Raw genomic sequence first — 26,724 nt, forward strand, 5'->3', positions numbered from 1 at the left:
AAGCTAACTGCTCCTCTCCAAAGGAGAATGGAGAAATACAATCATGTTACTTACATTATTGACAGAACAGTAATTTTTAATCAAATAACTATAAAATTTTAGATAAAATATCTTTGATTAAACCTGAGGCACCGATAAAGAGTACTGATAGAAAAACGATTGAGAATATACTTTTTTTAGGTTTTTTAAATTCTAGGTAAATGTTAAAAATAGCACCAATTGCAACTACAATAAAGATAACGAGTCTTATTACATCTATCATGAATAACGCTCCTTTTAATTACTTAATTGTATTATATAGGAATTCACCTTCAGATTAGTTTATTGGAATACGAATTAAGGTAATTTTAAACAAAATAATCTTTTATACAAAAGTAAGGTTAGTGGAAAAAGGAAACGTATGTAGTAATTGTATAACTTGTAGAAGCTGATGGTGACCAAATAAAGTACGGTTATTATTTGAGTGGTCTAGTAATTTATATTTTTGTATACGCTCTCTTTAGGCATACTTACAACTTAAATAATAAAACATGCTTATCATAATGATCTAAACACCAATTATATTTTTTTAGAATAATTGGATGAACTACTTCTTTCGTAGTATCAACCTCAGTATAGCCATATTTCTTATAAAAGTTTTGTAATTCCTCAAAAGGAAGACAGTATACATGTTGTACTTGTAATTTCTTCGCAGTTTCTACTAAAAATGAAACAAGTTCCCCAGCTAATTGTAGGCCTCTAAATTTAGTGAGAATAAAAATCCCGCCCATTTCTATAGTATCTTCATCTATTTGGACTAATCGGCCAACATCTGCATACTCGTTGTTGTAAGTAATAATTGCAACTTTATCCCTTTTTAAATCACTTCTTACAAAACCTATTGAGTCATATTGATTATTAATCCATTCTAAATCATTAGATGTGGCTAGTTGAATACTCATATACACCCTCCTTCAGAATACTAGCTCTATCTTCATTATATAGAACGTAAGATGCTATATCAAAAAAAACTAGCTATAGCACATTTGTTTAAGTTATTAGTTGAAGGTGTGGGTTTGTTGGTATTGAAATGATAGCTTCACCAAACAGAGGATAATAACCTTGTGAATTTAGTGTTACATAGTCAAAATGAAAATTAGTTCATGCGTTCGGTAACGCATTATTGTTTAAGCGTATAGAGTTTATAGGGTTAGTAGCTACTGTATTAATTGAAACTATTAAGGAAAAGTGGTAATCACCAGCCTGAGTGATAAAAAACATCCAGAAAAAGGAAAAGGGATATAAATATAAGAGCACTTCGAAAAGTGCCCTTCAGTAACGACTACTCATTCTAAAAAGAAAGGATGCAATATATCATATGAAGTTAAGTGTATTTAATTATGGGCCTTTATATAAAAGTTTTATTTTGTTTTAAATAAATAGACGGTTGTTTCCTCAACTACCTTTCAGTAAAATAAAGCACTTTTTCTGAAATAAATTATGGATGATTCCTCAAAAAGGTTATAGGATATACTCATATTTTTATAACTAAAGTGACGAGCTTAGGTTATAAGAAAGGAAAAATTATATTGTATGAAATCTATTCTAGAATAGTCACAAACAAAGCTGTCTTCCTATTAGAAGGCAGCTTTTTGTTATTAGAAAAAAGAATTAGAAATAAAATAAAAATTCAAGTTACTTGTCCAAACAATATTTTTTAAAATACATAAAATGCTAGTAGTTAGCCAATATTGTCATATTGCTAATTTTTTAGACTACAAGGGGTGATTTTATGTGTGATTGTGAAGTTTGTAGAAGAAAGAAAAACCGAGATCCATTAAATCGGGAGTTTGAGCCGAAAAAACGAGTTTCTGAGCCAATAAAACAGGATTGCGAACTAAAAAAAGGGGACTCTGAATCAATAAAACAGGATTCCGAAACATTAAATTCTTATTCATTTAGTAAAAATTCGAATTTTTTAGAAGAAGCTATACAAGCAGATGAAATCGATCAAGTTTCTGAGGAATATATTGAAATAGTTGATTCAGCAGATGTACAAGTTACTACTACAGATACAAAAGCTGCGCTATCTATTCAAGCGGCATTACAAGCAGCTATTGTGGTTGTAGTAAGTATTTCTATAGCAGATAGTGAAAAGGCAGATAAAATAACACAAGAATTATTTCAAAAATCATCTATTAAACAAATTAATAGACAAAAAACATTTATTAAAAATTCCAGAAACGTAACTGTAACAACTACTGATACAGATATTGCAGTGAATGTTCAAATTCTCCTTCAAATTTTATTAGCTTTATTAGTTAAACTAAATATTTTATAATGTTTCTAATCTGTTTATATTTAGCTATAGGGGTTCACTCTAAGCAAATATTTTTTGTTGTAATATGTGGTACAAGCTTGGAATTCTTATTATGACTGAATTAATATTCAAGATTAATGGGAAAGTAAGTGTGGAAAACTGCAAAATAGTAAAATTTAAATACATTATTTAACAGTAAATGAAACTTATGTTTATGTGAAGGAAAGCTGTCTTCTTATTAGAAGCCAGCTTTTTGATTTTATTAGTAAAAATAAGTAGAAATAGAAGATTGAGTTACTTGTCCAAGCAATTTTTATTAAATTACATATAATGCTGGTAGTTATTTGAAATTTTTATAGAAAATTGATTGGAGTGAATATTGTAAATGGATGATTTAAACAAATTTTCTTCCTTTAAGTTTGATAAGGATCAAAAGAATATAATCATAGACCTTTTACTCTCAGATATTTTTAATAGGCATGGGATAAATGAAGAAAGGTTAAAAAATCTATCGCCAGAAAAAAAACAGCAAATTAAAAGTATTGTTTCTGAAATACAATCACAGGTTAATAATTATTTAGATTGAAAGGGGGTGAACTTATGGACAAAGCATGCCATACAGATGAAAATAAAAAGTGGAGTGCATTAGATTCTTCAAATCCTCATCCATCTTTTAAAAATGCCAATGTTTCAGAAGCAGCTGTACAAGAAAGCAAAACTTACCAAATTTCTGAAGAATCTATTACAATTGTTGATTCAGCAGATGTAGAAGTTACTACTACAGATACAAAAGCTGCGTTATCTATTCAAGCAGCATTACAAGCAGCTATCGTGGTTATAATAAGTATTTCTATAGCAGATAGTGAAAAAGCTGACCGTGTAGCACAAGAATTGTTTCAAAAATCATCTATTAAACAAGTTAATAAACAAGAAACTGTCATTAGAAATTCTAGAAATGTTACAGTTACGACTACGGATACAGACATAGCAGTAAATGTTCAAATTCTTCTCCAAATTTTATTAGCTTTACTAGTAAAATTAAATATTCTATAAAATATTTGACCTGTTTTTTAAATATGGTGCTTCTTAGGGATAAGTATTCACTGTTTTAATTATAGTACAGGCTAAAATATTAATCATAATTGGACTAATATTTAACATTGCATGAATAATAAGGTTAACAAACAATGTGATGGAAAATAAAGTTTGGTTATTTTTTAAAAATTAAAAAGCCGTTTCCTTTATTGGATTTGGCTTTTTAATTTTAAACAGTATAAATTTGAAAAGACCATATTAAATAATTTAAATATAATAATAAGAAATCCCTAAAATTATTCGTGGTATAGAAAAAATAACAATAAACAATTGGTTAAATTGGAATGATTTTTATTAACAGTTCAACATTTGAAGAATAGTGCATACAATATAAAGTCTTTTCCTTTCTTCATTTAAGTTTTACGTATATAATTTAAAAGTACTATTTTTATTTTATATTTTTTATATTTATAACAGAATAGAGGTTTAAAAATGGGTGTTAAAATCATTACGGATAGTGCGGCGGATTTACCGGTAGAATTGCTGCAAGCATATGATATTGATTTAATTCCACTCCGTGTTTATGATGAAGCAGAAACAGAGTATTTAGATGGAGTTACATTAGAGTCAGTTACATTATTGCAAAACATGAGAGAAGGCGCTGTTTATAGAACGTCATTGCCTTCACTTGAAACTTTCCAAGAAAAATTTGTTTCTTATGCAAAAGAAGGTAATCCTTGTATATATTTAGCTTTTTCATCTGAACTGTCTGGTACATATCAATCGTCAGTTGTTATTAAAGAAGAAGTGAAAGAAACATATGCTGATTTAGATTTAGAAATTATTGATACGAAATGTGCTTCGCTTGGTCAAGGGCTTGTCGTATTAGAAGCTGCTAAAATGGCGAAAGACGGCGCATCAAAAGAAGATATTTTAAAACGTGTTGATTTTCTAATGAACCATATAGAACATATCTTCACAGTAGCTGACTTGCAGTACTTAGTGAGAGGTGGGCGTTTAAGTAAAGTAGCTGGTTTTATCGGTGGTTTACTAAACATTAAACCGATCTTAAACGTGCAAGAAGGAAAACTTGTACCACTTGAAAAGGTAAGAGGGAAAAAGAAAGTACTAAGCCGAATTGTAGATATTATGGAAGAGCGTGGAAAAGACCTTAAAGGTCAAACAATCGCTATGACTCACGGTGATGATTTAGAAACTGCCGAAGCATTAAAGGCATTAATTACTGAAAGATTCGGCTGTGAAGTATTTATCGTAAATACAATTGGAGCTGCAATCGGAGCGCATACAGGACCTGGTGCGTTAACATTGTTCTTCTTAAATGAAGTAGAGTAAAGGATTGATCTTTTGATCAATCCTTTTTTTCTTATTAATCAGTAATAATCGGTCGATATGGTATCGGTGAAGATAAAATCATCGAAGTTTTTACTGTACCAAATGGTATAACGATATCAATTAATTCCTCTAATTCCTTCATAGAGTGAACCGCTACTTTTAAGTAATAGCTACTTTCACCTGTTACTCGATGACATTCGAGTATTCTATATTCTTCGTAGATTTTCTCCTCAAATTTTTTACAAGGAATCTTTAGACTTTCAATTCTTAAAAATGCTTGAATTGATTTTCCAACTGCATCTAATGATATCCGTGCGGTATATTTTTCAATTATTCCAGTATCTTGTAATCTCTTTAGTCTTTCGGTAACACTAGGGCGGCTGAGGTGTAAGTGTTCGGTCATTTCTGTAATTGTCATTCTGGCATCTTCTTGTAGTAATAGCGTTATTTTCTTATCAATTTCATCCATGAATTATGCTCCTTTGCAAAATTGAAAGTAAATTTCTTAAACAAATACATAATATAAAACCTTATGTAAAAATACATACACTTTTGTATATTGAATAGACTGATAACTTTCTATAATTAAAATATAAATGGAGGTGCTTGTAATGTCTAATCATTTTGATGAAACAATTTCTATTAAAAGGGGAACAGCCTTATATGTCGGAGCGGTTTTAGGATCGGGAATCCTTATATTACCTGGTATGACGGCGAGTGTAGCAGAAGGGAATGCGATTGTTTCTTGGCTTGTTATGATATTACTTAGTGTTCCACTTGCATTCACATTCGCTTTTTTATCGATTGAGTACTCAAGTGCAGGTGGAATTGCCACGTTTGCAGAAAAAGCTTTCGGTAAAAATATAGGTGCTATTATAGGATGGTGTTTTTTTATTGCGGGTAGCGTTGGACAAATCGTAGTCTCAATGACTGGTGGAATGTATATAGTGAAAGTGTTTGCTTTATCACCATATTTCTCTTACGTTATAGCGCTTATTATTTTAAGTATTTCAATTGGTTTTAATTTATACGGGTTAAAAATGAGTGGGTGGTTTCAAGTATGTATTGGTGTATTAACTTTCTTTATTTTAATTGTAACAATTATTGGTTCACTACCTTATATTGAAATGAAAAATATAAATGTACATATTTCTATGCAAGAAATAAATCCAATTTTAGAGGCATCATTATTAATTTTTTGGTCTTTTTTCGGCTGGGAAGCTATTGCAAGTTTAGCTCCAGAATTTAAAACACCTAGAAAAAGAAATATTATTCTATCTACGGGATTTGCGATTATAATTATTGGAGTTTTATATATAGGTATTGCATTATCGGTAATTGGAACGAAATCTTATTATATAAATGCTGATAATACTACAGCTCTCGTGCTTGTTATCAAACAAACATTAGGTGACCAATTTGCTTGGATAATTGGATTTGTAGCTTTTATTATTTGTCTAGGGACGACAAATGCATTTATCGCAAGTATGGGGCGCTTAGGTTATTCATTAGGAAAAACAGAAGTTGCACCACGTTATTTAGCACATATTAATAAAAAAAGAGAAACCCCAACAAATGCAGTAAAAGTTGTAGGTTGCACTGCAATAATAGGTTTGTTAATAAGTTTCGTTTTCCATATTAGTATAGATAAAATTGTATTAATACCGAATTCGTTAGGAATTGTTACATATATAGTCGGTACTGCAGCTGGAATGAAATTAATAAAGAATATGTTAGGTAAAATTTTTTCTATAGTAGCTTTTACATGTTGTGTGGTTGTTTATCCTTTTATTGGAGGAGTAATACTGATTCCAGTAGCTGTATCGTTTATCTGTTTATGTTATGTGCGTTTCAGTAGCAGAAGAAAAGAATATAAATAAGAATGCGTTTGTAGAAATCTAAATATTTAAAGATATTAAATTTTTTACATTTCGTTTATAATTGTGAGGGGAAATATCTGTAACTATTTGTAAAAATAGGAGGCGGCTATAAAAATGTATGAAATTAATAGGTGGGATTTAGATCGATTGTATCCAATTGAGGATATTGTAACTCCAATATTGAGGTTGAAAGAACAATATTATGCGACAAAAGATGTAGAGATTCTTTCAAAACTTATACAAGCTATTGAAAAAGCAGAATACTATTTGTATTGCCGATCTGCTGAAGAAAGTATTTCATCTGACCTTGCTATATCGACTACGACAGTAAAAGATTTGAAAAAAGAAGTACAGCAAGTAATACAGAAAAGTGAAATGGAAACTTCCAATAATCTTAATACTAATTTAATAAAAGATGAACTTGGTGCATGGGAAAATATGTACATACAATTAAGAAATAAGATAGAAATAGAGCACAATAATAAGCAAATATCATTTGGACAAGCGAATAACATTGCAATGAATAGTGATAATGAAAAGGAAAGAGTAGAAGTATTCGAGTTATTAACAAATGCCTTACATAAGGAAAAAGAAATCTTCGCTACTGTATTAAATCAAATAGGGAAATTGCGTAATACAAAGAGTAATGAATTAGAAGATAGAGAGATTTTAACGCAATCTCTACATGCGAATGGTATTACTGAAACTGTATTATTACAAATGTGGAATACGGCAGAAGAAAATCTTGATACATTAGTAAGTGTTTTAAACGTGTATAAGAAGGGGGACGGTTCGATTACATGGCATGAACTTATGACCGTAAAGGAAAATAATGAGATTAATATCCCTTTTTCAGTAGCAGTTCAAAACATATACGATGCGTTTGAAAATATAGATAAAGAATTAGCAGAATTTGCACGTAATGCAATAGAGAATGGATGGATAGATGCGGAACCGAGAGATAATAAACCACCAGGTGGGTTTTGCGCTCCTTTCTTCAGTGAGAAAGAATCGCGAATTTCAATGCGTTATGACGGAAGTATCGATAGTTTAAGAGTACTTGCCCATGAACTAGGACATGCTTGGCATTTTTATAATATGAGTTTTGAACAATCTACTTCTTTTTTAGATGATTACTTGCCAATGAGTACGGCTGAATCGGCGTCTATTTTCTTTGAAACAGTGCTCATAAACTATTTGATTCAAACAACAGATAGTATAGATATGAAAAAGTCATTGCTTAGTTGGAAAATAAGAAACTGTTTTAATTATGTAATGGCAATTCGAGCATCATTTGAATTTGAGAAGAATTTTTATGAAAAATGTAAAAAAGGTCCATTAAGTGCTGATGAAATCGAGAGATTATCTATAGTAGCGCAAGAAAAAGCATATGGGAATGTATTATTAGAATATCAACCGTTTGTTTGGATGAAATATGTTCAGTTTTATATAGCAGATGTTCCTTTTTATAATTATCCATACACATTTGGCTATTTAGCTAGTTTTAGTTTATTAGAAATAGCTAAAGAAAGTAAAAGTACTTTTCATTTGAAATATAAAGAGTTTTTACGAGAAACAGGAAAAGCTCCAGTGGAAGAGCTTATGAAAAAACATTTTGAAATAGATATAAAGAGCTATGTATTTTGGGATAAAGCTTTTAGACAAATTTCTAAAGATATTGATGAATATTTGCAACTGATGTAAGGAACGCCAAGCTAAGAAGGGATAAGTAAGATGATTGAGCCATTATGTAATAAAAAAGCTGAAATGATTTTTCAAGAGCTGAAAGTGGAGTGTGAATCTTTATTTAAGTTTAAAATTCGAAATGCAATACCTATTTATCGTGGTTGGCTAAATTTGAAGTGGAAACTCGAAACGGATGCAGGATCTTTTGTATTAAAGCAATATAATAAAGAACGGTACAAAATGTACAACCCAGAACTTTTAATACAAGCATTACAACAACAGCAAAGACTACATAATAATGGTGTATGTTGTCCGAATCTTCTAACTTATAAAAATAATGTAATGCATACATCAAAAAATAATGAAAGATTTATAGTTTTAGAACATAAAGAAGGTAATCTAATTTCACCAGGAAAATTGAATGAAAAGGAAATCTACTCTCTTGGTAAGACAATAGGTCTTATGCATAATTTGTTAAATGATGGCTCTTTAATAGAAGGAGAAAATCCTAAATTTGTTCCGCCTACTAAAGAGGAAAGGTTGGAACATTGGGAAGATAAAAGGAAAGAAGCAGAACAGTTAGGAAAAGAACATATTCTCTCCCATATAAAATTACAGCAAGAGGTAACACAATTAGTAAATATAGATCAATTTTATAGTAGTAAAAGAGGATGGGTGCACCGCGATCTATGGGTAGATAATTTCTTATTCCATAACGATGAAGTCTCAGCAATTCTAGATTTTGATCGTATGGATTATGATTATGTAGAGTTGGATATTGGGCGTGCGGTTATATCTTGTGCCTTACATGATGGAGTATTAAATAAGGGTCTTGTTGCATCACTTTTAGCGGGATACCGTCATAAATTAGACTTTCCAGTAGGGAGTATTGTTCGGGCAATTCAAATGCTTTGGTATATGGAGAGTACATGGTGGATTCATGCCAATATGGATCAGCATAGTGTACCACCTTCACGTTTTGCGGATGAAATGAATTGGATAGCTAAAAATTACAGTGCATTACATAATATATTGGCAGATTTATAAGAAAAAAGGAGACTACATTCATGAAAAAAATCGGCATTATCGGAGCAATGCAAATTGAAATAGACTTACTTTTAGAAAAACTAGCTATACAAGAGGAACAGACGATTGCGGGAATGCCTTTTTACATTGGCGAATTTATGGGAACTGAAGTGATTGTTACAAGATGTGGTGTAGGAAAAGTAAATGCAGCCGCATGTACGCAAACATTAATTCATAAATTTGATGTAGATGCTATCATCAATACAGGTGTTGCTGGTGGATTACATCCAGATGTAAAAGTTGGTGATATCGTTATTTCAACGAATGTTACCCATCATGATGTAAGTAAAACTCAAATGAAAAACTTATTCCCGTTCCAAGAAGAATTTAATGCAAGTAAGGAATTAATAGAGTTAGCACGTACAGCATGCAATAGTAGTAGTTTACATATGGAGATTCATGAAGGAAGAATCGTCAGCGGTGAATGTTTTGTTGAAGATTCAAAACTAAAAGCGAGATTAATAGACGAATATGCGCCGCATTGTACTGAAATGGAAGGTGCAGCAATTGGCCATGTTGCTTACATAAATGAAGTACCATTTCTCGTTATAAGATGTATTTCTGACAGTGCAGATGATGAAGCGCAAATTTCTTATGACGACTTCGCGAAAACTGCCGCAAATTATTGTTCAGAAATTATCGTTGAGATGCTGAAAAATATATCGAGTAAAACTTATAGTTCAAAAGGGGAGAATGCCATGTTACAAGCATTAATTTTTGATATGGACGGAACGTTATTTCAAACTGATAAAATTTTAGAATTATCGTTAGATGATACTTTTGATTACTTAAGATCACTACAATTATGGGATACGGTAACACCTATTGAAAAATACCGTGAAATTATGGGTGTGCCTTTGCCGAAAGTCTGGGAAGCTTTATTACCGAATCATTCTATTGAAGTAAGAGAACAAACAGATGCATATTTTTTAGAAAGATTAATTGAAAACATTAAGAGCGGAAAAGGTGCTTTATACCCGAACGTAAAAGAAGTTTTTACATACATAAAAGAAAATAATTGTTCAATATATATTGCTAGTAATGGTTTAACTGAATATTTACGAGCAATCGTATCTTATTATGATTTAGACCAATGGGTTACTGAAACATTTAGTATTGAGCAAATAAACTCACTTAATAAAAGTGACTTAGTAAAAAGTATTTTGAACAAATATGATATAAAAGAAGCAGCGGTAGTTGGCGACCGTTTATCTGATATACGTGCAGCGAAAGATAATGGCTTGATTGCGATTGGATGCAATTTTGATTTTGCACAAGAAGATGAACTTGCGCAGGCGGATTTAGTAATAGATGATTTACTTGAGTTGAAGGGAATATCGCCTACTGTGCAGAGATTATAAATTCATTAAAAAAATCATACAATATTTTAAAAATCCTTCTTCCACGAATGGAGTAGAATTCATTTGTGATAAATTAGTAATAGTTTGATTTTTTAAAAAACTGAGTAGAGGATTATAAAGTGTGTGCAGTTTTTTGCCAATTCCTATATATCTTATTCCACGGAGGAAATATGCTTAAAGATAATTTTAACATTAGTAATATTCCCGCGGTTTTGTGGGGAGATAAAAGTGAAAAAGTTTTTATTGCAGTACATGGAAATATGTCAAATAAGGAAGATACAGTTATTCAAATATTAGCTGAAGAAGCTAATCAAAAAGGTTATCAAGTATTAAGCTTTGATTTACCTGAGCATGGAGACAGAAAAAATGATAATACTCCTTGCAAAGTACAGTTTTGTGTTAGTGAATTATCGATAATTATGAATTACGCAAAAGAACATTGGAAAGAAGTAAGCGTGTTTGCATGTAGTATAGGAGCTTATTTTAGCCTTTTAGCTTATCAAAATGATGTGATAGAAAAGGCATTATTTTTATCACCAGTAGTTAATATGGAACGAATTATCGAAAATATGATGAAATGGTTTAATGTAACACCAGAGCTTTTGCAAAAAGAAATGACTATAGAGACACCGATTGGTCAAAAGTTATATTGGGATTATTTATGTTATGTAAAAGAACATCCTATTAATACATGGAATACAGATACATATATTATGTACGGATCCAAGGATGAACTGTGCGAATTTGAAACTATTAACTATTTTACAAAAAAACATCGTTGTAAATTAGAAGTCATGGAGACAGGTGAACATTATTTTCATACTGAAGAACAGTTCAAGATATTTGAACAGTGGTTACACAAACATATCAATTAACAAATTATAATTTATCTTGAGTCTGTTAGAGAAGAATGACGAATATATAAACTAATACAATATTTGAGAGATATTATAAATGTATTTACTTAAACGGCTTTATTCATGATTTTGAGTACAAATAACTTTAAATGTATAGAAATTAAACAATTATATTATCGATTTACATCTGAAGTGAAGAATACGCACACTACGAATTAAATAAAATAACAACCATAAAAATGCTCAGAATAAATAATTCTTGAGCATTTTTACGTATTTTTATATTAAGGGGGAATTTACTTGAAAGATATACATATTCAACAAATTGAAGATGTAATGAAATACGAGCACGATTATCTTGTTCAAGAAAGCAAAGAAGAAGGATTTAATTTCTTAATAAAACTAATAAGTGAATATGAAAATAAAATAAACATATTTAATAAAACTGGAGAATGTTTATATGGTATTTTTCAAGGGGAAAAGTTAATTGGAATAGGAGGGTTAAATGAGGACCCATATACAGAAAACAATAGGATTGGTAGGATAAGGAGATTTTATATTGCAAAAGAATACCGAAGGAAAGGATTAGGGAGGTTACTGTTAGTGCGAATTTTAGGCGAAGCGAAAAAATATTTTAATATTGTTGTCTTACATACAGATACAGAACAGGGCGACAAATTTTATACTTCGAGTGGATTTGTGAAAGGGATAAAATATGTGGGAGCAAGCCATTATTTGAACTTACATAAAAGGATGTAGTGAATTAATATTTATCTTTCTAACAGAACTTTTGTTCGTTTTTGTATAGATTGATGGTATAATTTATTAGAATCTATTATTAGAATGGGGAATTAGATAATGGGAGAGAATAAAATTATTAATGATTTTAATGAATATTCAATTTGGTTAAATACATTGAAAGATATGAAAGAGGAATTGTGGGTGGATCCAATATCAGAGGGGAAATGGACTATTAGCGAGATCATATCACATATTATGAACTGGGATGACTATCTTTTATGTGAGACATTATCATCAGTGAGAAATGGACAGGGAATGGAGTTCCCTGATTTTGATACATATAATAAACTAGCATCTAATTATGCTAAATCAGGTATATCTAAGGTGAAACTTCTTGAAGAAGCAAAAGCTAAAAGAGAATTACTCGTAAAAGAACTTAGATTACTGCCTGATGAAAATCTAAAGACACCTTTAACAGCCAATGGGGTATCACACTGTCCTCATACTGGAACGCCGTATTCTCTTATATATATTATTAAAGAATTTATAGATCATGATAATCATCATAAAAGACAGGTTATTTATTTTTTAAATGAAAATGTAGTTGCTAACTGCTAAATAAAAGATCCCGCAAATGATATTTGTGGGATCTTTCTTACATTATAATTTAACATTCATTTGTTTCAATAATCCCTTCGGATCACCTTTCACATAATAAAAATGCGGATTGTTTTCATCATCGTAAAGCATAATATAAGGTTTTTGATTAAGCGGGAGGAGAATAAGTACTTCATCAATTGTTGTATGTAACCATTGATTTGTAATAGAAATTGGTTTAGATAATGGGATTTTTATCATGTGACCATCTTTTGGAACGACGTTTAAGTTTTTGAACGGGCCAGTAATGGATTTAGCGTATTGAACAGCTTCTTTTTGAATAGCTGGATCTAAAGATTGTTTTTGAACGACCATTTCTTTTTGACAATCAAACACTTCAATTTGTTGATTTGTATTTGCGAACACATTTGTTGATAATAAGAAACAAAGAAGAGTAATGACCCCGATTTTTTTAATCATAATACAACACCTCGTTTTTACTATACCCTTAAAACGTTCAAATATTTTTCTGTCACATTGATGTAACAAAGAAGTTGTATAATACAATTGGTTTTTGTTTAATAGCAATGGAGGATAATGTATGAGAGTATTAATAGCAGATGATGAACAAGATATGTTAAGGATTTTAAAGGCTTATTTCGAGAAAGAAGGCTTCGAAGTTTTATTAGCAAAAGATGGAGAAGAAGCACTTCAAATATTTTATGATGAAAAAGTTGATTTAGCTGTTTTAGATTGGATGATGCCGAAACATAGTGGTATTACTGTCTGTCAGGAAATAAAAAAGAATTCAAGCGTAAAAGTGTTAATGCTTACAGCGAAAAGTGAAAGTGAAGATGAATTAGCAGCACTTCAAAGTGGCGCAGATGAATATGTAAAAAAACCATTTCATCCAGGCGTATTAATAACTAGAGCGAAAAAACTTATACAGCATGATGATGTCATTCAAGTTCAAGATTTGAAAATAGATTTCACTAAAAATAAAGTTTATAAAAATGACAAAGAGTTAGATATTACAAAAACAGAGTTAGAATTGATAAAGTGTTTTTTAAATCATAAAGGCATGATTTTAACTCGAAAAAAATTGTTAGATATCGTATGGGGATTTGACTATTTCGGAGAAGAGCGAACTGTTGATACACATGTAAGAAGATTACGTAAAAAAGTAGGAGAAAATATTATAAAGACGCATCGTGGTTTAGGATATAGTTTGGAGGAGCAGAGTGAATAAACTTGGAAAAAAGCTATTTCTCAGCATTTCTTTAACTGTTATTCTTATTTTTACAATCTCTTTATTATTAATTAACTATCTTTTACCGAAATATAATATTTACAAAACGCGAGAAAGTTTAGAAGGTATTACAGCACAAATACAGTCCATACCGAGCAAACAACTGGATGAAGCAATTACTAGCATTGAAAATAAAGGAAATGTTACGATTGCGTATACATCAATTAACAATTCGGAAGATCAAATTAATGATGAGTTACGTATGCAACTTACAAGGAAAAGGGTTGCCCTTAATAAACTTTGGATTACAAAAGAAGAAGTAATGAAAGTAAAGAACTTCGGGCAAGCGAATAAAATATATGATCAAGAAAAGATTAAATCTAGTTTTTTTGTGAAATACATTGCGAAAGACGATATGTTAATTTTAGTAGGAGTTTCGATCGCACATTCTAATGAAGTAATAAAAACGTTAAATTCATTTTATTTTTACATTTTTGGCATTACGATTTTTCTCATTATCGTACTTGTATGGATACTTTCAACAACAATCACCAGACCATTGAAAGAATTAAGTAATGTTGCAGAAGATATTTCAAATTTGAAATTTGAACGAGCAAAAGTGAAAACAAATGATGAAATAGGGGACTTAGCTAATAGTATTAATATCATGAGTGAAAAACTAAATGAAGCGCATGAAGATTTAACAGATCGAAATGAACATTTAAAACGATTTATGGGTGATGTGACGCATGAATTAAAAACTCCAATCGCATTAGTGAAAGCATATTCTATGGGAATAAAAGATGGTTTAGATGATGGTACATACATAGATACAATCATTAAACAAACTGATCACATTTCAAACCTAATTGAAGAGTTATTACGATTTTCTAAACTAGAAAGAGATGTTTTACAAAAAGAAGAATTCGATATTAAATCACTAGTCCAAAGTATATTAGATAAGCATAAGATTGAACTGGAATCGAAAGAAATCAATTTGCAAGTGAACTATAATGTTAGCGATGCAGTTGTTAATGCTGATGTAAATAAAATGAAAATGGTCTTTCAAAATTTAATATCTAATGCGATAAAATATACAGCAAATCAAAATATAAAAATTACTTTAGAAGATAGAAATGAAAATATATATTTTCAAATTCAAAATGGTATGAATGCTGAACAAATGAAAGATATCGATAAAATTTGGGAACCTTTTTACGTCCTAGAATCTTCTCGTAGTAAAGATCATTCTGGTACAGGACTAGGTTTAGCGATAGTGAAAAGTATTTTAGAAAGACATGGTTTTGATTATGGAGTCTCTACAATAGAGGGAGATATAAGATTTTATATTAATATGAAGAATGACTAATTCGAAACTATAAAAAGCATCGTCTATTATTAGGCGATGTTTTTTTATGATTATATGAGAGCAGTAAATCAGAATATATAACCTCGAAAGCTCGTTTGAATGGTGTTCTACCAATTTTTCAAGTTATTGCATAAAATATAAACTGAATTTTCAGTAATTTTGTTGTATAGTAAAAAGGAGACATATATGGGGAGGAAAGAATATGGGGAAACAGAAAATAGCAATTACATTATCAACAATCTTATCTTTATCAGTCACATCAGGAGTTTCTAGTATGACTGCGTATGCAGACAAGAAAGAAACAAACTACATAAATGAGAATGACGTGAAGTTAAATGAGAAAGTTGCAGAAGGACTACAATCAAATACGAAGATCGAATTAGAAAATGGGATGACAAAGCCAATTTACTCGCTTGATGAAGCAATTATCGAAAATCTATTTGTAGAGACGGAAGTTGATAGTGATCGAGATGGAAAAAAGGATCGTGTATCAGTAAAGGTTATGCGTCCAAAAACAGATCCTAATGTGAAAGTTCCTGTTATATATGAAATGAGCCCATATCGAGCTGGTTTAAAAGATGTACCTGTATATAATGTAGATGAAGAATTGTATGCGTATGAAGGCAAACCGTATGGAGCTGTTAATCTTGGTTCGTACGGCAATTATTATGTGCCAAGAGGCTATGCAGTCATTTTAGGTGAAAGTATTGGAACTGGAAAATCAGACGGATGTCCAACTACTGGGGATGAGCAAGAAATATTAGGGACGAAATCTGTTATTGATTGGGTAAATGGACGTGCGAAAGCATATACAGAAAATGGTGAGGAAGTTAAGGCTGATTGGTCAACAGGAAATGTAGGTATGACAGGAGTATCTTATAATGGTACGTTACCGAATGCTGTTGCGACGACTGGTGTTGAAGGTTTAAAAACAATTATACCAATCGCAGCGATTAGTAGTTGGTATGATTATTATCGTGCGAACGGTGCAGTCATTGCGCCTGGTGGATACCAAGGAGAAGATACAGATAACATGGCAGAAGCAGTTCTAACAAGAGAAAATCCTGAAGTTTGCGGACAAGTAATAAAAGAGCTAACAGCTGGACAGGACCGGAAAACTGGTAATTATAATGATTTTTGGGATAAACGTAATTATGTAAAAGATGCTAAAAACGTAAAAGCGAGTGTATTTGTTGTTCATGGTTTAAATGATTGGAATGTAAAGACGAAGCAGTTTGCGCAGTGGTGGGAAGCACTTGGAGAAAATGATGTCCCTCGTAAAATGTGGTTACATCAAGGTGGACACGGTGGAACATCAACAAATGATTGGCAAAGAACACAAAATAAATGGTTCGATTACTGGTTGTATGGAATTGAAAATGGAATTATGAATGAACCAATGGTTGATGTACAACGTGAAAATAAAACTTGGGATAAAATAAAAAATTGGCCGGATCCAGCAGCTGTACCGTCAAAAGTTCGTATGTATTTAAGTAACAAAGCAGTTAATTTGCCATTAAGTATGGGCTCTGCAAATAAAGTTTTCTCATTCGTGGATGATGCAAAAATGAAATCAAATCAATTAATAGCAAACCCAGAATTAGAAGCGGCCAATCGTTTAGTGTATACAATGCCGGTATTACAAAAAGATATGAGAATAAGCGGGACACCAAAGATTTCAATTACAGGAAATATTGATCGTCCTGTATCAAATTTAACAGCATTACTTGTTGATTATGGCGGAGAAAAGCCTGAAATTGTTACGAGAGGTTGGATGGACCCACAAAACTTAAATAGTATAAAAGATTCAACAGCACTTAAACCAGGTAAAGATTATACATTCACATGGGACATGCAGCCAGATGATTATGTATTTAAATCGGGGCATCAAATAGGGGTTGTTTTACTCGCTAGTGACTATGATTATACAATTAGACCGAAAGCTGGAACGAATCTTACAGTAAAATTAAGTGAAGTGACATTGCCAATTGTGAAATAAATAGTTATGGATAAAGAGCTTACTGCATAGTAAGCTCTTTACATTTTGAAATAGGAGTTTAATGTGAGTTTTTATTGGTAGATACAAAAATGTTTACAATAAATAAAAAAATGGCATTTATGATCAGTAGGACACTAAAGGTAAGCCCCGCAAAACCTCCAGCAAATCCATCTCCTACTTTTTCACCAATTTCGTGCAAAGCGGAGAAGAAAACAATGGGGGAAGAAAGAATGAAAATACCACTGGCTATTTTCCATATTTGTTCATACTTCTTTGCTATAAAGAAAATCAGAGTATTAAAAGAAATAAGAAGAAAAACAAATCCAATTAATGAATTCATCATATCCTCCTTTCAGTATAAGTCTGAATTTTCATATGTTCATTTTGAATGGAATATTATACAATATAATTATATTGTATGGAAAGCGAGTGATATATTATGACAGTCAGCTCTTTCGAATTTTTATTAAAAATAAAGGTACAGGAAGATTAATTGAAAGAAAATCTTCCGTACGTAAAAAACGGAGGAGAAAATAAATGTTTAGTTTTTATAGTACACTTTGCACGGAACTTTATGATTTCACTAAGCCTGTCGGTTATTCTTTAAATGGTGATATTGAGTATTACCAAGAACGTTTGAAAAACTGTAGTGGAAGAATTCTCGAAGCGGCAGTAGGATCAGGGCGTGTCATCATTCCGCTTCTTGAAGCTGGATTTAAAGTAGATGGGATAGACTATTCACCTGAAATGCTAGATTCTTGCCGTATACGCTGTAAAGAGAGAGGATTACATCCTAATTTATATGAAGGAAGCTTACAACAATTTTCACTGCCACATAAATATGAGGCAATTATCATTCCTACTGGATCTTTTTGTTTAATTGAAAATCGTGCGGATTCTATAAACGCATTAAAATGTTTTTATGAACATCTTAATCCAGGCGGGCGAATAATCGTAGATATTATGCTTCCGCATGACTGGAAAACAGGAGAGATTCATACATCGACTTTTTCTTTGCCGAGTGGAGATGGAATTACATTAGAAAATAAATCAATTGAAATAGATTGGCTGAACCAAGTTACTCTATCATATTTAAAATATGAAAAATGGAGTAAAGGACAATTAGTACAAACGGAACTACAACGCTTCGCGCTGCGCTGGTATGGAATTGAAGAGTTTAAACTTCTGTTAGAAAGTATAGGTTTCTCTAACATTACTTGCTCCGCTGACTATGTTTATGAAAATGAACCGTCAAATGCAAATCAAATGTTTACTTTTGAAGCTATGCGAAACGAAAAATAAAGAACTATCTATGATAACAAGGCAGTCGATATAGTATCGATTGTCTTGTTTCAATTGTATAGTACCTATATGTTATTACGTTTTCATTGTCCAAGCATTCTTCTACTAAATACATATACTATTTATATTAAAGACAGTCACTATTTTCAATAGAACTGTTATTTTTCTATAAATGATATTTTAGAGAAGTAGGGGGATAAATTTGGAAAACGAAGCACAAGGAAGAATTGAAAATCAAGTGTATTCAAATCGGGTAGTAAGATCAGAATTTGATGCAAATTGGGAAACATGTATATCAAAAAGTGGTTATGTAATTTATGTAGCGACAAGTAATAATGCTGAAGTAATTGTCCTTCTTGGAGATGGTTCAAGTAAATTATTAATATTTGAAAAAGGCGGTAAAGTAGTAGTAGGCGGCGGTGGAACAAGTCATTACAGTAAACCGCATATTGCAAGAAATATTTAAGGTAGAACATGTTAATTGAGAAGAAATTGGAAAACGGTTAGTCATTCAAGTGTATAGAATGAATGACTAACCGTTTTTATTTGTTTATATTATTTTAGAAGAACTCGATTGATTACAAATACATAGGGATGACTAGGAGATTAGGAGTAAATTAAAAGGACAAGAATTCGAAATAAAATGTAAGTTTGGAAGGTTTATATAAGTAATATAAAAAAGCATTTCCTATTTCGGGAAATGCTTTTTCTATGTTATAGTATAATAGTGTTTTGAAACGATGTTATTTTAATATACTTCAAATCTTGTTGTGTATTATTTTTATATTAAATTAGTTGTGCAAGTATTTTTTTATATAAGGAGTAACAATTAGAGAAATGAAAAATATAGACTTTATACTAGAAAGTGATGAGGCATTAAAACCGTCGGAACGATTAGTACTATTATTATTAGAGAAGCATAGAATGTTATATACGAACGATCTATTAGCGTTATCTAATTTATCATATAAAACATTAACAGATTCATTAACAGCGCTTGTTTTAAAATCATATGTGTTAAAGGAAACAGGTAAGGGAAGAAGACAGAATTGTTATAGATTAGTATGATAAGGCTGCTTATTTTAGAGAATTTATATTGATATTTTTCGAATGTAAGGAGAAATAGAGTTTTAATTTTCAAATGAAAAACGAACCGAAATACGTACTTAAATATTTGGATTTCATTTTTGTTAATGCTAATTTTATAATTATCGAAAATAGAAAAATAAAATAAACTGCATAAAAAAGAAATAAAAAAACAATCCGTTTTTAAAATGGATTGTTTTTTATTGGAATAATATTATTTGATGAATGGAAAACAGGAATGATTATTCTACTTCACTTGTGTACTTTTCAGGTAATAACTCCATTACGTTACATTTTACAAGTTCACCATTATAAGAAAGTATAACGTTCGTATTTTTTCCGTAATCACTTATTAATTCTCGACACATACCACATGGAGCAACAACCCAACATTTTTCTATGTCTTCATGAGGGTGTGGGTGAGCAACTGCTACAATGGTATCAAATTCATGATCGCCTTCTGAAACAGATTTTCCAATCGCCATAGCTTCACCGCACACTGTTATCCTTCCAACATTCGCTTCAACATGCACTGCTGCATAAATATTACCTGTTTTAGTTCTTACAGCTGATCCGATATGATGACGACCATATTTATAGTTTTTTTCGATTACTTTTTCAGCAGCTGTAATTAAATCATAGTCTTCACTATTTAAAGGCATTACTTGTAACATATGTTATCCTCCGTATTAAACATGATTATAGTTATTTTAACAGAAAATTTTAATATTTAAAATAAAAGATGGAAATTAGATAGATAATATTATTATGTAAACTTTAGTTTTAACAGGAAAATATCATAATCAATAGAACATATAAGAAGAAGGGATACTTAAATATTTTGAAAGATGGGAGAACAGCATATCATATTGCATTAGAAAAAGGACATGATCACCTTTTACATTATTTAAAACAGGAAGTGAAAGTATGATAAATAAATGGAGTGTAGGCATATTTTTATTTAACGAGGTAGAAGTGTTAGACTTTGCTGGGCCATTTGAAGTTTTTTCTGTAACCGAAGCGGATGAAGAAAAAACATTTACTGTCTATACAGTTAGCCAAAATGGAGAAATGATTACAGCAAGAAACGGATTAAAGGTAAAGCCAGATTATAGTATTGAAGATTTACCACCAGTTGATATTTTAATCATTCCAGGTGGTAAAGGTGTTCGGGAAAATGAAGTGCAAAATGATATTATAATAAATTGGGTTCGTCAGCAAATGAAAGAAGTAAAGCTAATGACTTCAGTTTGTACGGGTGCGCTATTACTCGCGAAAGCCGGTTTACCGGAAGGCTTAAAAGCAACAACGCATTGGGCTAGTATTCAAACCTTCAAAAAAGATTTTCCGAATGTAGAAGTAATGGAGAATGTGAAATTTGTAGATGAAGGACACATTATTACATCTGCAGGTATTTCAGCTGGTATTAACATGTCATTTCATATTGTGAAAAATTTGTTAGGTGTGGAGATTGCTGAGGAAACAGTAAAAAGCATGGAATATGAAATTTTATTTAGTAAAGTTTCTTAACAGGTGATCTATGCTCAAAATCTTAGTTCTAAAACAGTAATTCCAGTTTTATCGAATATACGATAATTTATCCCGCATTAATGGGCAGCCCGATTGGTTCAACTAATAATCAGTGGGGGATGAAGAAAATCCCCACTGATTAAAGTTTCACTTTATCTTTTTCCTCCTTGTAAGCATGTTATTACAAGGAGGAATTTCATATGTAAAAAAACTCTTCTACAATAGTAGAAAAAGAATAACAGAAACTACTATTTTATGGCAGCATACATAAAAAATGCAATGTAAATATGGAAATGTCGTCGAATGCTATCTTTAATTGGTTAATTTGTAAGATATTTTTGTGAAGGAGCTTATTTTATAAGAATAGAATTATAGTTAGTAAGGGATTATGCCGAGGGTAGTGAAAATATATGTGTTAGGGGGATTTCATAATGAGGAAACTCAAGCGAATAAATGTTCCTAATATAGAAGAGCAACTATCACAGCCTAATGAGAAGCGAGCAATTAATAAGAAAAAACTAAGACGATTTATATTCATGTTTATATTTATTGCGGCGGCTACTTTGTACCTTCAATTTATTTTAACGAAACAACAAGAAATAATCGTAGAAAAAAAAGATACAATAACGAATCAAAAAAAACAATTGGTCTCTTTAAAGAAAGACCAGGATTCTTTAAAGACTAACATAGAAAATTTAACAGACGATGAGGAAGAAATTTTGAAGTTTGCGAGAAAAGAATATCAATTTTCTAAGTCAAATGAAACTATATTTGTGTTGCCGAAGTAGTGTAATAGAACAGTTAGCGATTGCTAGCTGTTTTTTGATGTATGAATGGCATGGTACAAGTAACAATCACATATTGTAAAAATGAAGAGTTTGAGCTGTTTTTATACTTATGGAATATACACTGAAATAAATGTTGTTAAAATTCTGTCAATTGTATTATAATACAAGGTAAGCGGATACATTTCTTAATCAACGTTGAGTTTATCACTCATACGACTATTAAGAAAACCGTTATCCCGTATTAGAAAGGAAGATAGCTGTGTACGCTTCAAATACAATTTATATCGTAGGGGATGCGAAAGCACCTCAAAATAATCCTATTACCGAAAAGTTCAAAAGTTATTTTGTAGCGTTTGTACTTGTTAAGGAGACAGGGGAAATTGTAGATGCAGATTGCTCAGCGACAATTGCATTAACATCTCAATTCGTTAAATATTTGTTTCTACATAAAAATATTAATGATCCACTATTGGTAACAGAAATAAAAAATAGATACTTCGGTTCGTCTCAAAAGGCACTACTTGTAGCGTTAAAAGATGCGCAGAAAAAATATAATCAAATTGCTGCTTTGTCTACCTATTCCTAGACAAAATCCAGCCATAAGAATCTTCTTATGGCTGGATTTTTTTTATTTCACATTAATCTCCTATATGAAAAGTAAGCGAAAGAGGAGATTAATTGTCCGTAAAAAACTAATTTATTTTGTGGATTAAGGTTCCACTTTGTCAGACAATGAAAGGATGAACAATATGAAAATTACGGATGTAAAAGTAAAGCGTAGACGTGTAAATCTTCATACACCGTTTAAAACGGCGCTTCGTACCGTAACTGAAATAGAAAGTATAGATGTATATATTCATACAGACGAAGGAGTTATTGGCAAGGGGGCTGCAGCCGCAACACCAGTTATTACGGGTGATTTCGCTAACGGGATTGAAGAAGCAATTTTAGGACCGATGCGTTCCTGTTTAATTGGTCAAGATATCATTCAATTTCAGCAGTTACTGCAGCACATTCAAATGAGTTGTATTGGAAACCCAAGTGCGAAAGCCGCGGTAGATATTGCTTTATATGATGTGTATTGTCAACACCAAAACGTTCCACTTTACGCATTATTAGGCGGGAAGAAAGAAATTCATACAGATATTACGGTGAGTGTAGATGAGCCTTTTATTATGGCGAAAGAGGCAAAGCAACATGTAGAAAAAGGATTTCAAACTTTAAAAATTAAAGTGGGAAAATCTGCTCATTTAGATTTAGAACGTATTGAAGCAATTCGAAATAGTGTACCAAAATTTACGACGTTACGATTAGATGCAAATCAAGGGTGGAATCCAAAAGAAGCGGTTACGATCATTAAAGAGATGGAAAATCGCAATTTAAACATCGAATTTATTGAACAACCTGTTCATGCGAAAGATTGGGATGGGTTAAAGTATGTCAAAGATCATGTACAAACGCCCATTATGGCAGATGAAAGCATATTTTCAGCGAGTGATGCATTGAAAATTGTTCAAGGAGGATATGCAGACTTAATTAATATTAAATTAATGAAATGTGGCGGCATACGTGAAGCGTGGCGTATTGCCGATATTGCCGAAACAGCTGGTGTAAAATGTATGGTCGGAAGTATGATGGAATCTTCACTTTCTGTTAGCGCTGTAGCCCATTTAGCTGCTGCACATCCTAATATTCATTACTTCGATCTGGATGCACCGCTTTGGTTAATGGAAGAACCGGAAGGAATGACTTATTCTGGATCAAAGGTAAACCTTCAAACGACAGTGAATAGTAAATCTTAGGAGAAGAGACTAGTAAACTATCTTTTAAGGGGGATATTTATGAAAAAAGTAGGAACTGCATTTTTAACAACTTTATTTATATTTTCATCGTTTACATCAGCAAATGCTGAAGAGAAGAAAGATAGTAAAGCGTTTATCGATGTATCTGCCGCAACACTTTGGACTGCGCCTGATTCATTACGGCCAATTGATGTACCGAGCGCTACAAACCCAGTTGATTTGTGGAAGTGGACGAAATCAATGACGCTTGATGAGAAACTTTGGTTAACAAATGCAAATAAATTAGAAACGCAAGCGTTATTAGGTCAAGAAGTAACGGTTGTTGATAAAAAAGGGGACTGGGTTAAAGTGTTAGTCCATGGTCAGCCAACACCTCGAAATGAAGAGGGCTACCCAGGGTGGATGCCCGAAAAACAGTTAACATATAATCAAGAATTTGCTGATAAAACAAATGAACCTTTCGTATTAGTAACAAAACCGACAGCCATTTTATATATAAATCCTTCTGAACAACATAAATCACTTGAAGTGAGCTATAATACGCGACTGCCACTACTTAGTGAAGATACGATTTCGTACCGCGTGTTGTTACCAAACGGACAGAAAGCTTGGCTACGAAAAAATGATGGGACAGTTTACCGTTCGCAAAATGATATTCCAACTCCGACAGCTGATGATTTAATAAACACTGGAAAAATGTTTTTAGGATTACCGTATATATGGGCAGGTACAAGTGGCTTTGGATTTGATTGCTCTGGATTTACACATACGATTTATAAATCACACGGTATTACAATTCCGCGGGATTCAGGTCCGCAATCGAGAAATGGAGTTGCAGTTGATAAAGAAAATTTACAAAAAGGAGATTTAATCTTCTTTGCACATGATCAAGGAAAAGGTAGTGTTCATCATGTTGCTATGTATATTGGTGATGGAAATATGATTCACTCACCGAGAGCTGAAAGGTCAGTAGAGATTATACCGCTAAATACACCAGGATATATAGAAGAATACGCTGGTGCTCGTCGTTACTTACCTTAAAAAATAGAGGGGGTTTTCAAATGAAAAAAGTTGTTCGTTACTCATTAGTTAGTACACTATTAGTTTCTTCATTTTTAGTAGGATGCGCAAAAGAAAAAACAACGACAAAGCCCAAAGATGAGAAGAAAGTATTACAGTTACTAGAAACGGGTGAAATTCCGTCATTAAATTCAGGGAAAGTAACAGATGCGGTATCGTTTAACGTTTTAAATAACGTAATGGAAGGATTATTCCGTTTATCGAAAAATGATGAAGTGATTGAGGCTGGAGCACAAAAATATGAAGTAAGTAAAGATGGAAAAACATATACATTCCACTTGCGTGAAGCGAAATGGTCTAACGGAGATCCAGTAACAGCACAAGATTACGTATACGCTTGGAAGCAGCTGATTAATCCGGATACTGCTTCTCAATATGCATACATTGCTTACGATGTGAAAAATGCGGAGAAAATAAATAAGAAACAATTAGGTTTAGATGAATTAGGAGTAAAAGCGACGGATGATAAAACATTCGTTGTAGAACTAGAACATCCAGTGCCGTATTTTACGAAATTACTTATTTTACCGTCCTTCTATTCAATTAACGAAAAATATGCGAAAGAGCAGGGCGATAAGTACGGATTAGAAGCAAATAAAGCGGTGTATAACGGGCCATTTACATTATCAGAGTGGAAGCATGAAGCTAGTTTTACACTGAAAAAAAACGATAAGTATTGGGATAAGAAAGAAGTGAAGCTAGATGAAGTAAACTATCAAATTGTTAAAGAAATTTCAACTGCGGTAAATTTATATGAAACAGATAAAGTTGATAGAGCTGTCATTTCTACAGAATTCGTCGATAAATATAAAAGTAATAAAGAGCTAAAACAATATACAGATCCGGTTATGTACTTCTTCCGATTCAATGAAAATGTACCGATTCTTAAAAATAAAAACGCAAGGCTTGCGCTAAGTACAGTGTTTGATAAGAAAGGACTTGCGACTTCATTTTTAAATGATGGTTCGGTTGCTGCTAACTATTATGTACCAAAAGGATTTTTAAAAGGTCCAGATAAAAAAGATTTTCGAAGTACAGCAGGTGAGTTTAATAAAACTGATGTAAAACAGGCGAAAGAATATTGGGAAAAGGCGAAGCAAGAGACCGGTACAAATGAAGTGACGCTTGAATTATTAAACTATGACTTAGAAAACTTCAAAAAAGTAGGAGAATACATTAAAGAAGAGCTAGAGAAAAACTTACCAGGCTTAAAGGTAAATGTAAAATTACAACCACACACGCAAAAACTAGCGTTAGAGAAGAAGAAAGAATATGAAATGTCATTATCACGCTGGTTACCTGATTATCCAGATCCAATGACTTACTTAGAAGTATTCCTTTCTGGAAGCAGTGTGAACAATACAGAATATGCAAACCCAGAATATGATGCGTTAATTAAGAAGATTAAAACAGAATTAGGTAATGATGAAAAAGCTCGTTGGAAAGCAATGCAAGATGCTGAGAAAATGTTACTGGATGATGCAGTAATTGCACCGGTATTCCAGCGCGGATTATCATACTTACAAAAGCCGCATGTGAAAGATTTATATGTACATCAATTCGGTCCAGCTACAAGTTTAAAATGGGCAGATGTACAAAAATAAAAGTATGGAGAAACAGACTT

The 26,724-nt window shown here is 31.8% G+C and carries 29 protein-coding genes and 1 pseudogene; 24 read left to right on the forward strand and 6 right to left on the reverse strand.

The genetic code is table 11. From position 1 onward, the window contains the following. Positions 1-88 precede the first annotated feature (88 nt). Both JDS99_RS00405 and JDS99_RS00410 read right to left on the reverse strand, forming a co-directional pair. A complete protein-coding gene (locus JDS99_RS00405; protein ID WP_098091713.1) occupies positions 89-262 on the reverse strand; it encodes a hypothetical protein in 174 nt (57 codons plus the stop codon). 247 nt (positions 263-509) lie between these two features. Next, positions 510-941, reverse strand: coding sequence for a GNAT family N-acetyltransferase (locus JDS99_RS00410; RefSeq protein WP_199694173.1), 432 nt, complete (start codon positions 939-941; stop codon positions 510-512). Positions 942-1,771: 830 nt separating this feature from the next. Between JDS99_RS00410 and JDS99_RS00415 the strand changes: the two genes are divergently transcribed. The 4 genes from JDS99_RS00415 to JDS99_RS00430 all read left to right on the forward strand — a co-directional run bounded on the left by JDS99_RS00415 (position 1,772) and on the right by JDS99_RS00430 (position 4,687). Next, entirely contained in the window at positions 1,772-2,320 is a 549-nt protein-coding gene (locus JDS99_RS00415) for a spore coat protein (RefSeq protein WP_199694175.1), read from the forward strand. A gap of 364 nt (positions 2,321-2,684) precedes the next feature. Continuing rightward, positions 2,685-2,885 carry a hypothetical protein gene (locus JDS99_RS00420; RefSeq protein ID WP_060487103.1) on the forward strand — a complete coding sequence of 67 codons (201 nt, stop codon included), beginning with the start codon at positions 2,685-2,687 and terminating at the stop codon, positions 2,883-2,885. 14 nt (positions 2,886-2,899) lie between these two features. Further along, on the forward strand, positions 2,900-3,352 hold the full coding sequence (locus JDS99_RS00425) for a spore coat protein (protein ID WP_199694177.1): 453 nt from the start codon (positions 2,900-2,902) through the stop codon (positions 3,350-3,352). Positions 3,353-3,826: 474 nt separating this feature from the next. Then, positions 3,827-4,687 (forward strand): DegV family protein, encoded by an 861-nt coding sequence (locus JDS99_RS00430; protein ID WP_087980723.1) that lies wholly within the window; start codon positions 3,827-3,829, stop codon positions 4,685-4,687. 34 nt (positions 4,688-4,721) lie between these two features. Here JDS99_RS00430 and JDS99_RS00435 read toward each other — a convergent pair whose 3' ends face one another. Next, complete coding sequence (locus JDS99_RS00435; RefSeq protein ID WP_199694179.1) at positions 4,722-5,156, reverse strand: Lrp/AsnC family transcriptional regulator; 435 nt, start codon at positions 5,154-5,156, stop codon at positions 4,722-4,724. A gap of 142 nt (positions 5,157-5,298) precedes the next feature. On the opposite strand from JDS99_RS00435, the gene JDS99_RS00440 reads away from it, so the two are divergent. From JDS99_RS00440 to JDS99_RS00470, 7 genes are all read left to right on the forward strand, one after another. Further along, positions 5,299-6,567: an APC family permease gene (locus tag JDS99_RS00440; protein ID WP_199694181.1), complete on the forward strand. Its 1,269-nt coding sequence runs from the start codon at positions 5,299-5,301 to the stop codon at positions 6,565-6,567. 114 nt (positions 6,568-6,681) lie between these two features. Continuing rightward, on the forward strand, positions 6,682-8,271 hold the full coding sequence (locus JDS99_RS00445) for a M3 family metallopeptidase (protein WP_199694183.1): 1,590 nt from the start codon (positions 6,682-6,684) through the stop codon (positions 8,269-8,271). Positions 8,272-8,301: 30 nt separating this feature from the next. After that, positions 8,302-9,300, forward strand: a complete 999-nt coding sequence (locus JDS99_RS00450; protein ID WP_098857882.1) for a phosphotransferase — start codon at positions 8,302-8,304, stop codon at positions 9,298-9,300. 20 nt (positions 9,301-9,320) lie between these two features. Further along, entirely contained in the window at positions 9,321-10,700 is a 1,380-nt protein-coding gene (locus tag JDS99_RS00455; protein ID WP_199694185.1) for a 5'-methylthioadenosine/adenosylhomocysteine nucleosidase, read from the forward strand. 170 nt (positions 10,701-10,870) lie between these two features. Continuing rightward, entirely contained in the window at positions 10,871-11,575 is a 705-nt protein-coding gene (locus JDS99_RS00460; RefSeq protein WP_176551449.1) for an alpha/beta hydrolase, read from the forward strand. A gap of 282 nt (positions 11,576-11,857) precedes the next feature. Further along, positions 11,858-12,316 (forward strand): GNAT family N-acetyltransferase, encoded by a 459-nt coding sequence (locus JDS99_RS00465; protein ID WP_098857885.1) that lies wholly within the window; start codon positions 11,858-11,860, stop codon positions 12,314-12,316. Positions 12,317-12,415: 99 nt separating this feature from the next. Further along, positions 12,416-12,916 carry a DinB family protein gene (locus tag JDS99_RS00470; protein ID WP_098857886.1) on the forward strand — a complete coding sequence of 167 codons (501 nt, stop codon included), beginning with the start codon at positions 12,416-12,418 and terminating at the stop codon, positions 12,914-12,916. A gap of 42 nt (positions 12,917-12,958) precedes the next feature. Here JDS99_RS00470 and JDS99_RS00475 read toward each other — a convergent pair whose 3' ends face one another. Further along, positions 12,959-13,375, reverse strand: a complete 417-nt coding sequence (locus JDS99_RS00475; protein WP_046954155.1) for a hypothetical protein — start codon at positions 13,373-13,375, stop codon at positions 12,959-12,961. A 121-nt stretch (positions 13,376-13,496) separates the two neighbouring features. Between JDS99_RS00475 and JDS99_RS00480 the strand changes: the two genes are divergently transcribed. The 3 genes from JDS99_RS00480 (at position 13,497) to JDS99_RS00490 (ending at position 17,512) form a co-directional block, all read left to right on the forward strand. Next, the gene (locus tag JDS99_RS00480) at positions 13,497-14,144 is read left to right on the forward strand and encodes a response regulator transcription factor (protein ID WP_046959692.1); all 648 of its coding nucleotides are present in this window, start codon (positions 13,497-13,499) and stop codon (positions 14,142-14,144) included. Continuing rightward, positions 14,137-15,513: an ATP-binding protein gene (locus JDS99_RS00485; RefSeq protein WP_199694186.1), complete on the forward strand. Its 1,377-nt coding sequence runs from the start codon at positions 14,137-14,139 to the stop codon at positions 15,511-15,513. Before JDS99_RS00480 ends, JDS99_RS00485 begins: the two co-directional genes overlap by 8 nt. 202 nt (positions 15,514-15,715) lie before the next feature. Next, positions 15,716-17,512: a Xaa-Pro dipeptidyl-peptidase gene (locus tag JDS99_RS00490; RefSeq protein WP_199694187.1), complete on the forward strand. Its 1,797-nt coding sequence runs from the start codon at positions 15,716-15,718 to the stop codon at positions 17,510-17,512. Between the two features lie 58 nt (positions 17,513-17,570). Here JDS99_RS00490 and JDS99_RS00495 read toward each other — a convergent pair whose 3' ends face one another. Next, positions 17,571-17,852: a hypothetical protein gene (locus JDS99_RS00495; protein ID WP_199694188.1), complete on the reverse strand. Its 282-nt coding sequence runs from the start codon at positions 17,850-17,852 to the stop codon at positions 17,571-17,573. A 197-nt stretch (positions 17,853-18,049) separates the two neighbouring features. Here JDS99_RS00495 and JDS99_RS00500 point away from each other — a divergent pair, with 197 nt between their 5' ends. From JDS99_RS00500 to JDS99_RS00510, 3 genes are all read left to right on the forward strand, one after another. Next, on the forward strand, positions 18,050-18,814 hold the full coding sequence (locus tag JDS99_RS00500) for a class I SAM-dependent methyltransferase (protein WP_199694189.1): 765 nt from the start codon (positions 18,050-18,052) through the stop codon (positions 18,812-18,814). A 202-nt stretch (positions 18,815-19,016) separates the two neighbouring features. Further along, positions 19,017-19,280, forward strand: coding sequence for a hypothetical protein (locus tag JDS99_RS00505; protein WP_098857890.1), 264 nt, complete (start codon positions 19,017-19,019; stop codon positions 19,278-19,280). Positions 19,281-19,651: 371 nt separating this feature from the next. Next, the gene (locus JDS99_RS00510) at positions 19,652-19,882 is read left to right on the forward strand and encodes a hypothetical protein (protein WP_000789031.1); all 231 of its coding nucleotides are present in this window, start codon (positions 19,652-19,654) and stop codon (positions 19,880-19,882) included. 260 nt (positions 19,883-20,142) lie between these two features. Here the strand turns inward: JDS99_RS00510 and JDS99_RS00515 are convergent, their stop codons facing one another. Continuing rightward, positions 20,143-20,574 carry a cytidine deaminase gene (locus JDS99_RS00515; protein WP_199694190.1) on the reverse strand — a complete coding sequence of 144 codons (432 nt, stop codon included), beginning with the start codon at positions 20,572-20,574 and terminating at the stop codon, positions 20,143-20,145. Positions 20,575-20,744: 170 nt separating this feature from the next. Between JDS99_RS00515 and JDS99_RS00520 the strand changes: the two are divergent. The 7 genes and pseudogenes from JDS99_RS00520 to JDS99_RS00550 all read left to right on the forward strand — a co-directional run. Continuing rightward, positions 20,745-20,831, forward strand: a pseudogene (locus tag JDS99_RS00520) (ankyrin repeat domain-containing protein); the annotation flags it as partial. Then, positions 20,828-21,430, forward strand: coding sequence for a DJ-1/PfpI family protein (locus JDS99_RS00525; RefSeq protein ID WP_199694191.1), 603 nt, complete (start codon positions 20,828-20,830; stop codon positions 21,428-21,430). The pseudogene JDS99_RS00520 and the gene JDS99_RS00525, both read left to right, overlap by 4 nt. 431 nt (positions 21,431-21,861) lie before the next feature. After that, entirely contained in the window at positions 21,862-22,218 is a 357-nt protein-coding gene (locus JDS99_RS00530; protein WP_001228712.1) for an FtsB family cell division protein, read from the forward strand. Positions 22,219-22,477: 259 nt separating this feature from the next. Then, the gene (locus JDS99_RS00535; RefSeq protein ID WP_048547447.1) at positions 22,478-22,804 is read left to right on the forward strand and encodes a DUF3870 domain-containing protein; all 327 of its coding nucleotides are present in this window, start codon (positions 22,478-22,480) and stop codon (positions 22,802-22,804) included. Positions 22,805-22,958: 154 nt separating this feature from the next. Then, positions 22,959-24,020: a dipeptide epimerase gene (locus tag JDS99_RS00540; RefSeq protein ID WP_199694364.1), complete on the forward strand. Its 1,062-nt coding sequence runs from the start codon at positions 22,959-22,961 to the stop codon at positions 24,018-24,020. Positions 24,021-24,059: 39 nt separating this feature from the next. Continuing rightward, entirely contained in the window at positions 24,060-25,061 is a 1,002-nt protein-coding gene (locus JDS99_RS00545) for a C40 family peptidase (protein ID WP_199694193.1), read from the forward strand. Positions 25,062-25,081: 20 nt separating this feature from the next. After that, complete coding sequence (locus tag JDS99_RS00550) at positions 25,082-26,704, forward strand: peptide ABC transporter substrate-binding protein (RefSeq protein WP_199694195.1); 1,623 nt, start codon at positions 25,082-25,084, stop codon at positions 26,702-26,704. Positions 26,705-26,724: the final 20 nt, after the last annotated feature.

The sequence above is a fragment of the Bacillus cereus group sp. N6 genome (genome assembly GCF_016483705.1).
GTDB classification, from domain to species: Bacteria; Bacillota; Bacilli; order Bacillales; family Bacillaceae_G; genus Bacillus_A; species Bacillus_A wiedmannii.